This is a genomic window from Enterococcus bulliens, assembly GCF_053761865.1.
Genome location: NZ_JBSMXK010000001.1, coordinates 86,582 through 102,164, shown reverse-complemented (window position 1 = coordinate 102,164; position 15,583 = coordinate 86,582). Strand labels below are relative to the sequence as shown.

The 15,583-nt window shown below is 35.9% G+C and carries 17 protein-coding genes; 12 read left to right on the top strand and 5 right to left on the bottom strand.

The window, feature by feature from the left end:
- The first annotated feature begins 11 nt into the window (after positions 1-11).
- The 5 genes from ACWOEC_RS00570 (at position 12) to ACWOEC_RS00550 (ending at position 5,354) form a co-directional block, all read left to right on the top strand.
- Positions 12-1,853 (top strand): glycoside hydrolase family 2 TIM barrel-domain containing protein, encoded by a 1,842-nt coding sequence (locus ACWOEC_RS00570; RefSeq protein WP_455305379.1) that lies wholly within the window; start codon positions 12-14, stop codon positions 1,851-1,853.
- On the top strand, positions 1,837-2,796 hold the full coding sequence (locus ACWOEC_RS00565) for a beta-galactosidase small subunit (protein WP_455305378.1): 960 nt from the start codon (positions 1,837-1,839) through the stop codon (positions 2,794-2,796). Before ACWOEC_RS00570 ends, ACWOEC_RS00565 begins: the two co-directional genes overlap by 17 nt.
- Before the next feature lie 150 nt (positions 2,797-2,946).
- Positions 2,947-4,470, top strand: a complete 1,524-nt coding sequence (locus ACWOEC_RS00560) for an ABC-F family ATP-binding cassette domain-containing protein (protein WP_455305377.1) — start codon at positions 2,947-2,949, stop codon at positions 4,468-4,470.
- A gap of 27 nt (positions 4,471-4,497) precedes the next feature.
- On the top strand, positions 4,498-4,806 hold the full coding sequence (locus tag ACWOEC_RS00555) for a hypothetical protein (RefSeq protein WP_455305376.1): 309 nt from the start codon (positions 4,498-4,500) through the stop codon (positions 4,804-4,806).
- Between the two features lie 71 nt (positions 4,807-4,877).
- Positions 4,878-5,354 (top strand): S-ribosylhomocysteine lyase, encoded by a 477-nt coding sequence (locus ACWOEC_RS00550; RefSeq protein ID WP_297076534.1) that lies wholly within the window; start codon positions 4,878-4,880, stop codon positions 5,352-5,354.
- A gap of 35 nt (positions 5,355-5,389) precedes the next feature.
- On the opposite strand, the gene ACWOEC_RS00545 is transcribed toward ACWOEC_RS00550, so the two are convergent.
- From ACWOEC_RS00545 to ACWOEC_RS00525, 5 genes are all read right to left on the bottom strand, one after another.
- Entirely contained in the window at positions 5,390-5,794 is a 405-nt protein-coding gene (locus ACWOEC_RS00545) for a hypothetical protein (RefSeq protein WP_455305375.1), read from the bottom strand.
- A gap of 104 nt (positions 5,795-5,898) precedes the next feature.
- Positions 5,899-6,681 carry a flagellar motor protein MotB gene (locus ACWOEC_RS00540; RefSeq protein WP_455305374.1) on the bottom strand — a complete coding sequence of 261 codons (783 nt, stop codon included), beginning with the start codon at positions 6,679-6,681 and terminating at the stop codon, positions 5,899-5,901.
- Entirely contained in the window at positions 6,682-7,455 is a 774-nt protein-coding gene (gene motA / locus ACWOEC_RS00535; protein WP_455305373.1) for a flagellar motor stator protein MotA, read from the bottom strand. It abuts the gene before it with no gap.
- 74 nt (positions 7,456-7,529) lie between these two features.
- On the bottom strand, positions 7,530-8,234 hold the full coding sequence (locus tag ACWOEC_RS00530; protein WP_455305372.1) for an aspartate/glutamate racemase family protein: 705 nt from the start codon (positions 8,232-8,234) through the stop codon (positions 7,530-7,532).
- 11 nt (positions 8,235-8,245) lie between these two features.
- The gene (locus ACWOEC_RS00525; protein WP_455305371.1) at positions 8,246-9,484 is read right to left on the bottom strand and encodes a carboxylate--amine ligase; all 1,239 of its coding nucleotides are present in this window, start codon (positions 9,482-9,484) and stop codon (positions 8,246-8,248) included.
- 315 nt (positions 9,485-9,799) lie between these two features.
- On the opposite strand from ACWOEC_RS00525, the gene flgB reads away from it, so the two are divergent.
- The 7 genes from flgB to ACWOEC_RS00490 are packed head-to-tail and all read left to right on the top strand — an operon-like array spanning position 9,800 to position 15,581.
- Positions 9,800-10,168: a flagellar basal body rod protein FlgB gene (gene flgB / locus ACWOEC_RS00520; RefSeq protein ID WP_455305370.1), complete on the top strand. Its 369-nt coding sequence runs from the start codon at positions 9,800-9,802 to the stop codon at positions 10,166-10,168.
- Positions 10,169-10,187: 19 nt separating this feature from the next.
- Positions 10,188-10,610: a flagellar basal body rod protein FlgC gene (gene flgC / locus ACWOEC_RS00515; protein ID WP_455305369.1), complete on the top strand. Its 423-nt coding sequence runs from the start codon at positions 10,188-10,190 to the stop codon at positions 10,608-10,610.
- A 12-nt stretch (positions 10,611-10,622) separates the two neighbouring features.
- Positions 10,623-10,934 carry a flagellar hook-basal body complex protein FliE gene (gene fliE, locus ACWOEC_RS00510; protein ID WP_455305368.1) on the top strand — a complete coding sequence of 104 codons (312 nt, stop codon included), beginning with the start codon at positions 10,623-10,625 and terminating at the stop codon, positions 10,932-10,934.
- A 36-nt stretch (positions 10,935-10,970) separates the two neighbouring features.
- A complete protein-coding gene (gene fliF / locus ACWOEC_RS00505; RefSeq protein WP_455305367.1) occupies positions 10,971-12,524 on the top strand; it encodes a flagellar basal-body MS-ring/collar protein FliF in 1,554 nt (517 codons plus the stop codon).
- A 15-nt stretch (positions 12,525-12,539) separates the two neighbouring features.
- Positions 12,540-13,544 carry a flagellar motor switch protein FliG gene (gene fliG, locus ACWOEC_RS00500; protein WP_455305366.1) on the top strand — a complete coding sequence of 335 codons (1,005 nt, stop codon included), beginning with the start codon at positions 12,540-12,542 and terminating at the stop codon, positions 13,542-13,544.
- Complete coding sequence (locus ACWOEC_RS00495; RefSeq protein ID WP_455305365.1) at positions 13,528-14,277, top strand: FliH/SctL family protein; 750 nt, start codon at positions 13,528-13,530, stop codon at positions 14,275-14,277. The genes fliG and ACWOEC_RS00495 overlap by 17 nt, the downstream gene beginning before the upstream one ends.
- A complete protein-coding gene (locus ACWOEC_RS00490) occupies positions 14,274-15,581 on the top strand; it encodes a FliI/YscN family ATPase (protein ID WP_455305364.1) in 1,308 nt (435 codons plus the stop codon). Before ACWOEC_RS00495 ends, ACWOEC_RS00490 begins: the two co-directional genes overlap by 4 nt.
- Positions 15,582-15,583: the final 2 nt, after the last annotated feature.

Genomic DNA, 15,583 nt, shown 5'->3' with positions numbered 1-15,583 from the left:
TAGGTAGTGGAATGAATCCATCGATTGAATGGTTAGATCAACCAGAAATATTTCGTGTTGGACGTTTGGATGCACATAGTGATCATATAAACTACAGCTCAAAAGAAATGTATGAGCAAAAGCGATCACGTGTACAAAATTTAGATGGTATTTGGGATTTTTGTTATAGTCAAAATCCTCAAGTTCGTCCTAAAGATTTTTATCAGACGGACTTTGATGGTTCTAGTTTTGATACGATTCGTGTTCCGCAACATATCGAATTTTCTGACTACGATACGTTACACTATATCAATACGATGTATCCGTGGGAAGGGAAACGTTATCGTCGCCCAGATCAAACGCAAGGGATGTTTAGCCAAGATCCAGAAAATCCAGTGGGCTCGTATCGCTTGACCTTTGATCTAGAAGAAGCACTACTTGATCGTCCAGTAAGGATTCGATTTAACGGTGTAGAGCAAGCGATGTATATTTGGTTAAATGGGGAGTTTATTGGTTATGCAGAAGACAGTTTCACACCTTCAGAATTTGATTTGACACCATTTTTAAAAGCGAGTGATAATTTATTAGCTGTCGAAGTATATAAACGAAGCACAGCTGCTTTTTTAGAAGATCAAGATTTCTTTCGTTTTTTTGGGATCTTTCGTTCAGTCGAATTGATTGGTGAAAATCCTATTCATTTGGAAGATATCACAGTAAAGCCTAAGGTGAATAGTCAAGAAAAAACAGGAAAAGTAGCGATCGAATTAAAAGTATTACGCGATGAAGGAGCGTGTTATCGTTATACTGTACAAAAAGATGGGCACGAGTTGTTACAAAAGACGTCGAGTGAGAAAATGATTGAATTCGAACTTTCTGATATTTTATTATGGGATATTACTACACCAGAGTGTTATCAAGTGATTGTTGAGATCTTAAAAGACGATAAAGTCATTTCGTATACACCTGTAACGTTTGGTTTTCGTGAATTGGTCTTAGACGATAAGGTCATGTATTTAAATGGTCGACGTTTGAAATTAAATGGCGTCAATCGTCATGAATGGAATGCAAAAAGTGGTCGCGTCATTACAGATGAAGATGAACAGTTCGATATTGAGTTTATGAAGGAAAATGCTATTAATGCCGTCCGTACATCACACTATCCGAATCGTTTATCGTTTTACGATCGTTGTGATTATGCAGGAATCTATATGATGGCTGAAACTAACTTAGAAACCCATGGTTCTTGGCAAAAAATGGGTGCGATCGAACCTTCTTGGAATGTTCCTGGTGATTATCCAGTATGGCGTGAAGTGACGTTGGATCGAGCGATTTCCAATTATGAATGGTTTAAAAACCATCCATCGATCTTATTTTGGTCACTAGGAAATGAATCTTTCGTCGGCGAAACATTAAAAGAGATGAATGCATATTATAAAAAAGTCGACTCATCTCGTTTGGTTCATTATGAAGGCGTATTTTATGATGAGGCGATGAAACCTTTCATTTCAGATATGGAAAGTCGCATGTATGCTTCGCCTGAAGAAATCCGTACCTATTTTAAACAAGATGGACAAAAACCGTTTATCTTGTGTGAGTTTATGCATAATATGGGAAATTCTTTAGGTGGACTAAAAGAATATATGGAATTGTATGATGAATTTGAATCTTATCAAGGTGGTTTTATTTGGGACTATATCGATCAAGCAATTTTACGTAAAGATCCGTTGACTGGACAAGAAGTATTACGTTATGGTGGCGATTTTGATGATCGTCCATCAGATTATGAATTTTCTGGTAATGGATTATTGTTTGCCACACGTCAGGCTAAACCATCAATTCAGGAGGTAGCTTATTATTATGAAAAATACCGCTAAATTAGCTGTCGTTTATGGCGATGTCGTGTTAGGTGTTCATGGTGAAGAGTTTAGCTATTTATTTTCACATGTAGCCGGTGGATTAGAGTCAGTTAAGGTCAAGCAGCGCGAGTGGCTGTATCGTCCAATCAAGCCGACTTATTGGCGAGCATTAACGGACAACGATCGTGGAAGTCAATTTCATTTGAAATCTGGCATGTGGTTAAGTGCAGATCACTTTACTCAATGTACCGCAATTCATGTTGTTGTGGATCAACAAGATCAAACAGCAGTAGCGATCGCACCCGCGAACAATCAATTTCAAACGATTCAAAAAGCCGAAACAGTAGCAATCACGTATACGTATGAAACGATCACTGTACCAAAAACTACCACGGATATCACATATACTGTAGGCGTGGAAGGTACGATCAAAGTGACTGCGCGATACCACGGACAGGCTGAGCTTCCTGAATTACCTGTTTTTGGAATACGCATGATCATGCCTACTTTGGCTACTGGATTTACGTATGATGGACTTTCTGGTGAGACGTATCCAGATCGCAAACAAGGTGGAAAACCTGGGGAATACCATGTAGAAGGTCTGCTAGTAGCACCGTATCTTGTGCCTCAAGACTCAGGCATGCATATGGAGACCAACTGGGTCAAAGTAACGCGTGATACACAATTAGACAATCGTCACGTACCTTATCATGAAAGTCACTTGCGCGTAAATGCCTTAAATAAACCCTTTCACTTTTCGTGTGTACCTTATACACCGATGGAATTAGAAAGTGCGACCCATCAAGAGGAATTGCCGCTAGCTAGACGTACCGTATTATCTATTTATGGTGCGGTTCGTGGTGTTGGTGGTATCGATAGTTGGGGAAGCGATGTGTTACCGGATTATCGGGTATCCGCACAAGAAGATCATCTGTTAGAAGTCGAACTTTCATTTGAGTGAAGTAGCTTATCTAGACTTTTTAGAGTGTGCATGTTAGACTGGTTTGAGGATTATCCGTGTAAATCAGTGTGAGATGAATCAAATAGCGTCACGCTGTAGACATTTTGTCTACAGCGTTTTTGGTTCTGTACATGAGGAAGGGAAAGAAAAATGCTTAGTTTAATCGATATTACGCAACAATTTGGAGATAAAATTTTATATGAACAACTTAATTTGCAAGTCAATAAAGGAGAACATGTCGGGCTCATCGGACAAAATGGCGCTGGGAAATCGACGTTGATCAAAATCATTACAGGCGAATTATTACCAGATAATGGGCAAGTCACGATGCCTAAAAATTGTCACATGGGCTATTTAGATCAATACGTTGAAGTGGATGAAGCGTTAACGATTTTTGAATTTTTGAAAACAGCTTTTCAAAAAGAATTAGATATGGAAGCGCAAATCACTGCAGCCTATACTGAATATGCTGAAACGATGGAAGATAAATTACTAGAGCGTGCTGGAAAATTGCAAACACAGCTTGACCAAGGTGATTTTTACCAAATGGATACGTTGATCCAAGAGATGGCAAGTGGTTTAGGATTACAAGTTTTAGGACTAGATTCTGTCTTAAAAGATCTAAGTGGAGGTCAACGTTCGAAAGTAATCTTAGCTAAACTACTACTAGAAAAGCCAGATATGTTAGTATTGGATGAACCGACCAACCATTTAGACGATACACATGTAGAGTGGTTAAAAAACTTTTTACAAAACTTTGATGGTACGTTTTTAGTCATCTCACATGATCGGACCTTTTTAGATGAGATCACGACTCATATTGCCGATATCGAATTTGGTCAGTTGACGAAGTATACTGGAAATTTAACCAAAGCCTTAAAACAAAAAGAAGCCAATCGCGAATCTTATTTGCGACAATATGAATCACAAAAGAAACAAATCGAAAAGACAGAAGCGTATATTCGTAAGTATAAAGCTGGATCGCGTTCAACGATGGCGAAAAGTCGTGAGAAGCAATTAGCGAAAGTGGAACGATTAACACCGCCTTCTGATGCGCCAAAACCTAACTTCCAGTTTCCATACCAGCCTATCGTCAGCACGTTAGCCTTGACGACTGATCAATTAGTTATTGGTTATGAACGTCCGCTACTTGATCCAATCCAATTAACGATTCGCTATGGTGAATTGATTGCGATCAGAGGGTTCAATGGAATCGGGAAATCGACTTTGTTAAAAACATTGATTGGACAATTAGAGTCTTTAGGTGGAGATTTTCAATTTCCGGCCAATACTAAAGTCAACTATTTTTCACAAGATCTTGTGTGGGAAGCCCCTTTAGAAACGCCGATCCAATATTTAGGTCGTATGTTTGAAAAAGCGACAGTCAAAGAGATCCGTCGCCACCTATCCCAAGCAGGACTTGTGAGCCAACTTGCACAAGAACCGTTGAATCAGTTAAGTGGTGGAGAACAGACTAAAGTCAAATTGGCACAAATGACGATGACGCCAGGAAACTTCTTGATTTTAGACGAACCAACTAACCATATTGACCAAGAAACAAAAGAAAGTTTGCGAGACAGTCTACGTAACTATCCGGGAACGGTGATTGTCGTATCCCATGAACAAGAATTTTATGAAGATTTCGTTGACCGCATTGTGGATATTGCAGGATAGTAAAAAGAAGTGAGTGAGTAAGTAATCATGATTGAACGTTTTGAAGAGTTACAGTTATCAGTAGTTGAGTTGCCGATCGAGTTTGAAGGAGAGGTTCCGCTATATCGTGCTTATCTACGCGAATTGCCTTTTTTAGCCGGTGAAGGAAACTCGAAACAAGTGATGTATCGTCGCCTAATGGAAAAATATCAAATTTATGTAGAAACACAGCATGAAGCCCAAAAAGAAGAACAAGAAGAGATGACTTCAGCACTTCTTTCCGTTTCTGATTTGATGAAATACTACGATGGAGAAACTTTCGATGGTTTTTCGTATGATTTTAATCAAGATAAATAAGGTATTTGACAAATAAAAAAAGGTCTACTACACTGACACTGTAATCCAAGGTAACTAAAGGAGGAAAATACATGGCAGAAGTTGAAAGTTTTACATTAGATCACACAAAGGTAAAAGCACCGTATGTTCGTTTGATTGCAGAAGAAAACGGGCCTAAAGGTGATGTGATCGCAAACTATGATTTACGTTTCTTACAACCGAATGAAAAAGAAATGCCAACAGGCGCAATCCACACATTGGAGCATTTATTAGCTGATTTGATGCGTGATCGCTTAGATGGGATTATCGACATTTCTCCATTTGGCTGCCGTACTGGTTTCCACTTGATCACTTGGGGCGTACATAGTCCAGCAGAAGTGGCTAAAGCATTAACGGAAGTATTGACGATTATCGCCAACGAAACAGTTTGGGAAGATGTTCAAGGTGTTTCGATTGAAAGTTGTGGAAATTATCGCGATCATTCATTATTTGGAGCCAAAGAATATGCCAAATTAGTGATCGATGAAGGTATCAGTGAAGATGCTTTCGAGCGTCGTATTGTAAAATAAAAAAACGGGTGAGAATACTTTCTCATCCGTTTTTTTTATGCTAAAGCTGCTAAGGAAATCAATGAAATCCCAATGACTAATAACACTAAGCCAACTAATGTAACACATTTTTTCCAAGGGAAAGTCGAAGTTTTCTTTTTATTGCGTTTTTTTGGTAAAGCACTCAACGGATCAGTCTGTACTTCAGGTTTAGTGATAACATTTCTTGGTAAAATAAGTGCAATCAGTAAAAATAAAACGCCGTTTAATACTGCGCCAATACCATAAATCAAATTATAATTAATCGTAACTGTTGATAAAATATCTCGTCCAATATCTAAAATAGTGCCTACTTCTAATAGTTGAAATCCGATCGTATCTGCTGCTACAGGTTGAGTGCCTAAAGCATAGACTACGAAGAGCGCAACAACACTTAATGCAATTTGTCGAAATCGAGTCAAAATGATCGCTCCTTCAATGATTTAGTCAATGACTCAATCATTCTAGCATATTTGTTTCTTTTTCCACAAGTTCTGATCGATAACTGTAGTCTAATTGAAATATATTATGAGTTATTCTTAGGACTTTCTTCAATATTACGTTGAATTAATAATTCTACACGACGGTTTGCTTGGCGACCTTCGGATGTAGCATTACTTTTTTTAGGATGGGTATCAGCGTATGCTTGAATCGACACGTCATTTGGATCAAAAACACGGTTGCTAATAAAATAATTCATAACAGAAATCGCTCGCGATGAGCTTAGTTCCCAATTAGTAGGATAACGTGCATCTCCTGATTGTGGAACGTTGTCTGTATGTCCGGCGATGACAACTGGATGTTTATCAAGCTTTTTTAGAGTATTTGCTAAAATAGCTAAGGTTTGATCCATGTCCGCCGATAGTTCTGCTTTGCCAGAACGAAATAAAATGTTTCCATCTAAAGTAATATGGATACCGTCATTTTTTAATTCGACTTGGGCAGTGTCTTTTAAAGAAGTTTTTGATAATTCATTATTGAGTGTATCGCTTATTTTTTTTAACTGTTGCGTTTCCATTGAGGCTTTAAGCGCAGACTCACTTTTTTGTGCTTCAAATTTATCAGAAGTTTTTCGTTCGGTTCCTGTGTTTTTCATGTCTACAAAAGGAGCTAAAACAGATTGGCTTTGCCCTGCATGACTGGATAATAAAGAACCGAATTCATTTTTGATTTCTTCAAATTTCTTGTCGTCTACTTTGGCTGTAGCAAACATTACGATGAACAATGCTAAAAGTAATGTCAACATATCCGAATAAGGAAGTAGCCAAGCTTCATCGACATGTTCTTCTTTTTTTTTTTTACGTTTCACCTATTTCTCCTCCTGTTCTTTGTTTAAAAGTTTAGGATCTAATAGACTATAGAGTTTTGTTTCAATTGTTTTTGGAGAACCTCCTGATTGAATTGCAAGGACACCTTCCATGATAAGCATCATTTGTGTCACTTCAGCTTGCGATTTTAAAGATAGGCGATTGCTAAAGGGAATAAATAATACATAACCAAAAAAGATTCCATAAAGAGTTGCTACAAAAGCTGCTGAAATCATATGGCCTAAAGCTTCTACATCTTCTAAATTTCCTAAAGCGCCAATCAGACCAATAACAGCTCCTAAAACTCCTAGCGTAGGTGAGCTTGTTCCAGCGGTTTTAAATAAATTAATTCCAACAGCATGACGATCTTCTAAGCTTGCGATACGATTTTCCATAATCTCTTGGACTTGATCTGCAGGTAAACCATCGACAATCATTTCCAAACCAGATTTTAAAAAGGGATTATCTAAATCTTGGACAGGTCCCTCTAATGCTAATAGTCCTTTACTACGAGCGATACCAGCTAATTCTACTATTTTTTGAACAGTTTCTATGCTAGTATCAGATTTTTTTTTGAACAATATCCCAAATAATTTAGGTATTTTTTTTATCGCTTCACTAGGAAATGAATTTACAACAGCTGCAATGATTCCTACAAAAATAATAATAGCAGCTGCTGGATTAAGAAGTACGAGAACATTCGCACCTTTTACAATCATTCCGACAATTACAGAAACAAACCCCAACATGATTCCCAATAATAAAAAAATATCCATAATACGTTTTTCCTCCCAAAGTTGTTTCCCTTATATCATAATATCGGTTAGATCCTCAAATAGTTAATACAAAATCAATTTTGCATTCTACTAAGAATCTCTGTAATTAATTCTTCTTGTGCATCGATAATCCAGTCATATTGATATTTGAACTGACTGTAAATATATGATAACTCGGTACAACCAAGTATAACGATACAATCTGTATATTCTTGGTTGATTTCAGCTAAAATTTCTTTGAAAATTTTGAAATTCAAATAATTTTTTTCTTTGATGTCTTTATAAATCAAATGGGTGACCTTTTCTTGAATTACTTGAGTCGGAACAATATAGTCTAGCTTATTTTTTTTCAAAAGTCTTTGATAGATCTGCTGATTTAAAGTACCTTTTGTAGCTAAGATAATGATTTTTTTGTCGTTGACAGCTTGTGTTTTTTTCTTCAACGCTGAAACGGTAATTTCAGGCATATGAAGTATTGGGATTGAAGTAGATTGTTGTAACTGATTGAAAAAAACATGAGCAGTGTTACATGTCAATACAAAAAACATTGGATTTAACTTAGAAAATTGATGGATATCTTCTTGTAAGTAATCAAGAGGATTTTGTTTTGTAGAATCCAGTAAATAATCTGTTCGGTCTGGAATAGTTGCATGGTTGACTAACACATAGTCCAAGTACTCTTGGTCACAATTAGCATCAGTACGTAGATTTAATCGATGTACAAAATGTTCAGATGCAATAGTCCCCATTCCACCTAATATTGTAAAAAATTTTTGCATAAAATTGTCCTTTATTCTTCTTTAAAATGTTTTTTTAATTTCTTAGCGTACCGTAAAAAGCTATATGATTGGAGAATAAATCGTTTAATAGAAATATCACGACGATAAAACAAAGTCGTTCCTAGTTGTCGATGATAAAAATATTGTCTCATTTTTTTCCTGATACTTGGATCACTAACATAATGATAGACCAATGAGAACGGCGCACCTAACCAAAGTTTATTTTGATTGTTATAGACTATTTTAGAAAATGGTTTATTTAAAACTAAGTCTTCTGTAATATATTGAGCTAGATTGATTCCATTTAGTACTGAAAAAAAACTACTTCGTCCCTGTCTTAGATTCATTTCGAAGACTTTATAACATCCATCTCTTTTATCAAATTTAAAATCAAAGTTGGCAAATCCTTGATAATTGATAGCTTCTAAGAAAGTAGTAATTTGTTGATAGAGTAACTTATTCTCAGTAGGTAGTATAGCTAAATAATTTCCAATACTTTCAGGACTAGGATCTTCTAATAGTGGTTGACCAAATGCCATCGCACGTACTTTATGATGTTGATCGACATATACATTCATGACTCTCATATGGCTATCATCGCCTGGGATGTACTCTTGTAAAATTAAGGGTTTTACATAACTAGAAGCATAAATTGACTGAATTATTTCTTTTAATTCGTTTAGTGAATTTAATTTATACGCTTTTTTTTTATTTTTAATATTAGCTGCTACATAACTGATACTGTCACTCGCCTTTAGAACAATTGGAAATTGGATTTGTTTTTGATTAGTTACTAATGTATGTTCCCAAGTACTAGGTTCAAGATAGATTGTATTTGGATAAGCTAGTTGATGAAAATCACACTGCTTATAAAAATGTGCTTTCTCTTCAAAATTTGTATAATCAGAAAAAGGAATAGTTGCGAATAAAAACAAATCTTTTAAGTCTTCTTGGAATTTTGAAAGTAATTTAGCATAACGATCACCACATGCAATCAGTAAATAACGCGTATTGTTTTGTAATTGATTCTTATGAAATTCTTTCAATGTTTCTACAAACGTCGACTCCTTTTCAAGCTTACTTAGAGAGTAGACTGTTATGATTTTAGAATCTTTTGTAGGGGAGAGTTTTGATGAGCAAAGTGCAATTGACTTGATTCGATACTGTTCATAAAAAGATCTAGCCATACCATAAACGTTAATATCGCTCCCTAAAAGAATGGGTTGAAAATGAATTTTTGATGAGTGCAAATGATTATTCCTCCTTGATCAAATAAAAAAAAGCTTGTTTAAAACAAGTGAAAAAAGTGATAAAACGTAAGTTATATTGTATAAAATATATTATGTTCGTTATTTACATTTATTTATACGTTTTCTTTTTTTTCGTTGAAAAATATATGTAGCGGCTAATAAATAAAAAAATTAAGGAAAAAACGCAAAAAAATTCATTTTTTTCTCATAAAAAAGAAAAAATCAATATAATTTATGTTATAATTCGCTAGTTATTATAACTTTTTTTATATTTTAAATCAAAAAAATTCTTATTCATCGAATAAAAGGAGAATTATGGAAACGTATGATTTATTGAAGCAGACTATGAGAGTAGCTGATAAACGTTCGCAGCTGATTTCATCAAATATTGCGAACGTGAATACACCAAATTACAAAGCAAAACGCTTAGCATTTGAAAGTTTATTAGATAAAGCGGCATCATCTCAACAGTTAACCACTACGAATAAAAAGCACATCCAGATAAATCAAAATCAAATTGGAAAAGTTTATGAGAAAAATGGCTTAAGTATAGATGAGAATGGAAATAACGTTAATTTAGAGCTAGAACTTTTAGATCAGTCTGCTAATGGCTTGTACTACAGCGCATTGACTGCTCAATTAAATGGTCGTTTATCTATGTTTAATGCTGTCACTTCAACTTAATACAGAAAAGAGGTAGTTTATGTCAATTTTCAACGCATTAAATATTAATTCAAGCGGCTTATCTTTGGAGCGCTTTAAATTAGATACGATTTCATCCAATATTGCAAATGTGAATACGAATAAAACTGAGCAAGGTGGTCCATATAGACAAAAAACGGTATTATTTTCTGAAAATTTAAAACAGTCACTAGGAAATACTAGACCTTCAAAAACTTATGGTGTAAGAACAACTGGGATCAGAGAGAATACTGAAATAAAGCAAACTTATGATCCTAGAAATCCAGAAGCAGATGAAAATGGCTATGTTCAGCAATCTAATGTAAATATTGCTGACGAAATGATTGCGATGTTAAAGGCTTCAAGAACGTATGAAGCAAATGCTAGTGCAGCTGAGACCAATAAGATGATACTCAAACGAGCATTAGAAATTTCGAAAAACTAGGAGAACGAACTTATGCCAGAAATCTCAACAATCAATCAGAATTATCAATCAATCATCAATCAATTGAATAAACCAATGAACACGGATACATCAACATCATCTACTGATTCCTTTTCAACAATCCTTAGTCAGACAATGAATACGTTAAATCAAAATATCTCAGTTATTGATCAAGATACAAAAAATATTATTTCTGGAAAAGAAACAGATTTAGGAAGTGTTATGACACGAATGACTGAAGCGCAATTAACGGTTCAAACTGCTGTACAAATTCGCAATAAATGTTTAGAAGCATACAACGATCTAAAAAATATGCAATTTTAATAAAATGACGGGGAAACACTGGAGGAAATTAGAAACATGATGGAACAATTCGGTGAATGGGGAAGTCCACTGAAAGATCGCTGGAAAAACTGGGGAATAGTTAAGCGTATTACTTTAATTCTTGTGATTGCCAGTTTGATTGGTATTGGTGTATTTAGTTACTATGCTTTGAATGCCGTAGAATACAGTACACTATTTTCAAATATCAGTGAACAAGATGCGGGAACAATTACACAAGATTTACAAAAACAAGGAATCAAATACAAGTTAGAAGATAACGGTAAAACCATTTTGATTGAAAAAGAAAAAGTGGATGAATACCGGATCAATTTGGCAGTGGACAATAAACTACCAAATAGTACTCAAGGTTTTGAGTTGTTTGATAATGCTAGCATGATGACAACAGATGAAGATCGAAAAATAATGTATCAGCGTGCAGTAACAGGTGAGTTACAACGAGCAATTGAGACATTGAGTGGCGTTCAAAAAGCGAAAGTTCTTTTAGTGATGCCTGATAAAAGTGTTTTTCAAGATACTGCACAGCCAGCTACTGCTTCAGTGGTGCTTACCTTAAAAAATAATACAATGTCTACAAGTTCTGTTCAAGGAATTGTAAATTTAGTAGCTGGTGGTGTTGAAAATTTAAGTCCAGACAACGTGAAAATCGTAGACAGTAATGGACGTACATTAACAACAGAAACTGCTCAAGACGGAACAGCGGCAGGAATGAGTGATCGTTATGTCGAAATTCAGCAATCCTATGAACAAAGTTTAAAAGAAAAATTACAAAATCTTTTAGAGCCAGTATATGGTGCTGTAGGTTTTCAAACTTCAGTCAATCTAGATTTAAATTTTGATGCTACTGAAAGAACTACTGTAACATATGGCGATACAGCAATTCGTAGCGAAAATGTGCAAGCAAGTGGAACACAAGCAGATGTAGAAGAAGCACAAACCGGAACTTTAGATGATAATGTCTCAAACGTTACAGGTGAAGATGGAGAAGAGGGAACAAAGTCTTACGAACGAAGCGTGAATAATGAAATCGATTCTGAAACAACAAAAACCGTTACCGCTCCTTCAACTATCCGAAAAATGACTAGTTCGATTGTGGTAAATAAAAGTTTGAGTGCAATTGAACAACAAAATTTACAAGAATTAGTAGCCTCAGCTATTGGGTATGATGCGGCACGTGGAGATGTATTGTCGATTCAAGGGATGAATTTTGTAAAAGTACAAACTGAATCAGAAACAGAAAAACCAGTAGAAACTAAAACATTTCTTCAAAAATGGCTTATATACATAGTTATTCTAGGAATTGTGTTTTTAATTACCATCTTTGTAATTTCCGCATTTTTATTGTTTAGAAAACGTGCAGAACCTGAAGAAGAAGATGTTTTTGATTTTGATAATGAAAGTAGTCGTTTTGATATGTCCTTAGAAGCGAAATTAGCGGAACAAGGAAATATAAAAGAGGATACACAAAGCGAAGTGTTGAAAACGACAGTTCAAGATCAAGCGAAGAGTTTAGCCGAAGAGAATCCAGAACTTGCTGCAGATTTGATCAAAGCCTGGATGAAAGAAAAATAAGTGGGAGAAATAGAGATGGATTCATTAGAGGGGATAAAAAAAGCAGCAATTTTAATGATTTCTTTGGGTTCAGATACTTCAGCGAAAATCATGAAGTTGTTGCCTGAGAGCTATATTCAAAAAATTAGCTATGAAATCGCAAATACGGAGTTTGTTAGTTCTGATGAACGCGAAACGGTCTTGGAGGAATTTGCAACGATGGTCGTTGCTAGAGATTACGTCTTAGATGGTGGTTTAGATTATGCAAAAGGACTATTGAATCAGGCACTTGGTCCACAAAAAGCTAAAGAAGTCATCGATGTACTTACTCAAATTCAATTACGAGAACGTCCATTCAATATCGCTAGAAAAGCTGATGTTCAACAGTTAACCAGTGTTTTATTAAATGAGCATCCACAAACCGTTTCACTCGTATTGTGCTACATGCAACCAGATAAAGCAGCAAACGTTCTATCACAATTCCCAAGTGAATTACAAGTAGAAATTGCTGAGCGCATCGGAAAGATTTCAAGCACCTCACCTAGTGTAATCGAAAAAATCGAACAAGTAATCGAGAATAAATTCTCAAATTACGTGGAGAATGATTCGGAAAATGTAGGTGGGGTACATACGTTAGTTGAAATTTTGAATTCTGCAAGCCGTAGTACAGAGAAAAATATCTTATCCGATTTAGAAAAACGACAGCCGGAATTATCAAATGAAGTAAAAGCTAGTTTATTTACGTTTGAAGATATCATTACTTTGGATAATGTGGATGTCCAAAAAGTCTTACGCGATGTAGAGACACCTGTTTTAGTATTAGCACTTAAAGGTTCTGGAGATTCGATCAAAGAGTTTATCTTTTCTAATTTATCTAGTCGAGCGGTTGAAAACTTAAAAGAAGATATTGAATTTATGGGACCTACTCGATTATCAGCTGTAGAAGAAGCACAACAGTCGATCGTGGCGATTATTCGTCGCTTAGATGAATCGGGTGAAATCTTTATAGGTAGGGGCGATCAAGATGCAGTCATTAAATAGTCAGGTACTTAAAAAAAATGTGATATTAGCTAATGAACACCTTCGTAAAATCGTCACGAAAGTAGAAGAAAAGGCGCCGGAACAATACTTAGGTACTCATGATGAAGCGGAAAAATTAGCGAAATTAGCACGTAATATCACATTAAAAGCCGAAAAAGAACGAGAAGATATCATTAAGGATGCATTGCAATCAGCTGAATCAATTCAAGAAAAAGCCCGTCAAGATGGTTACGTAAAAGGTAAGGAACAAGGGCATGAAAGTGGCTTTTTAGCCGGTATGAAACAAGCAGAAATCGAAGCAGAAAAAATGAAGCGATCGATCGAAGAAGAAAGACAAAATGCTCGAACTGAAATTGAGTACTGGCAACAAGATGCCAAACGACAAATGATCAATTTTGGTATTCGATTTGCTGAGCAGTTAGTTCATCAACAAATTAATCAAGATGAATCGATCCTTGCTAAAATGATACATGATTCGGTTGAAACGCTTGAACTAATCTCTGAACGAGTTACTGTAAAAGTTCATCCTGACAACGTTGAAACACTTCAGACTTATTTTGCTGATAGTCAGATTTTTTCAAAACAAATCACATTGCAAGTGCTTCCAGATCAACAGCTAGAAAAATTCGATTATATCATTGATACTGAGAACCAAAAAATCGTCTTCGATCTAAAAAACGTATTAGAAAAATTGAAAAAAGCTTTACTCGAAGCAGAAAGAGTTAGTGCATGAACTGGATAGATTTTGATGAAAATTGGATTGAACGTTATCCTGAAAAATCATTGACTGAAATTTATGGGAAAGTGACAGAAGTTGTTGGACTGACAATTAGAGTGGAAGGATTAACGGTATCGATTGGCGAGATCTGCGTGATTTTTCTATCGGAAACCAAACAGACATTGGCTGAAGTAGTAGGATTCGTAAAAAACGAAATTCTTTTAATGCCACTCGATTATTTAGATGGTATTCGACCAGGATGTTTAGTTCAAGCAACAGGTAAGGCACTAACGATTGAAATCAGTGAAGAGCTATTTGGCCATACACTAGATGGATTAGGTCGACCATTAGATGGGTTGGTTTTAAGTGACAGTGAAACGTATCCAGTATTAAATTTACCTCCAGACCCTTTTAAACGTAGGAAAATTGAGAATATTTTAGAAACAGGTATTCGAGCCATTGATGGTATCAATACAGTAGGTAGAGGGCAAAGAATCGGCATTTTTGCAGGTAGCGGTGTTGGAAAAAGTACTTTACTAGGTATGATTGCGAGGCATAGTGAAGCTGATGTTATCGTGATTGGGTTAATAGGAGAACGTGGTCGAGAAGTCAAAGAATTTATTGAGAATGATTTAGGCGAAGGATACGGTAAATCAATAGTCGTCTGTGCGACTTCAGATATGCCGCCACTAGTTCGATTGAAAGGAGCACACGTTGCGACTGCAATCGCAGAGTATTTTCGTGATCAAGGAAAGAATGTAGTCTTGATGATGGACTCGATTACGCGTTTTGCGATGGCGCAACGTGAAATTGGTCTATCAATCGGAGAGCCTCCGACTACTAGAGGGTACACACCCTCTGTGTTTACAGCGCTACCATTATTGCTTGAACGCAGTGGTATGTCTGATAAAGGTTCGATTACAGCTTTTTATACCGTTTTAGTTGAAGGTGATGATATGAACGAACCGATTGCCGATGCAGTTCGTGGTATTTTAGATGGTCATCTGGTCTTATCGAGAAAAATCGCTTCCCAAAATCATTATCCTGCAATTGATATTCAAAATAGTTTAAGTCGCTTAATGAATCAACTAGTCGATGCCGAGCATAAACAAACAGCGAGCCAGTTAAAAGAAAATTTAGCGATTTATCAAGAAGTAAAAGATCTGATCGACATTGGGGCATATAAGTCTGGGAATAATCACCTCACTGATGAAGCCATCCGCATGCAACAGCCGATTAATCTATTCTTAAGGCAAGATGTGAATGAATCGAGTGATTACAAACGTACTCGTACTCAATTGATCGGATTGTTTCACTAGAG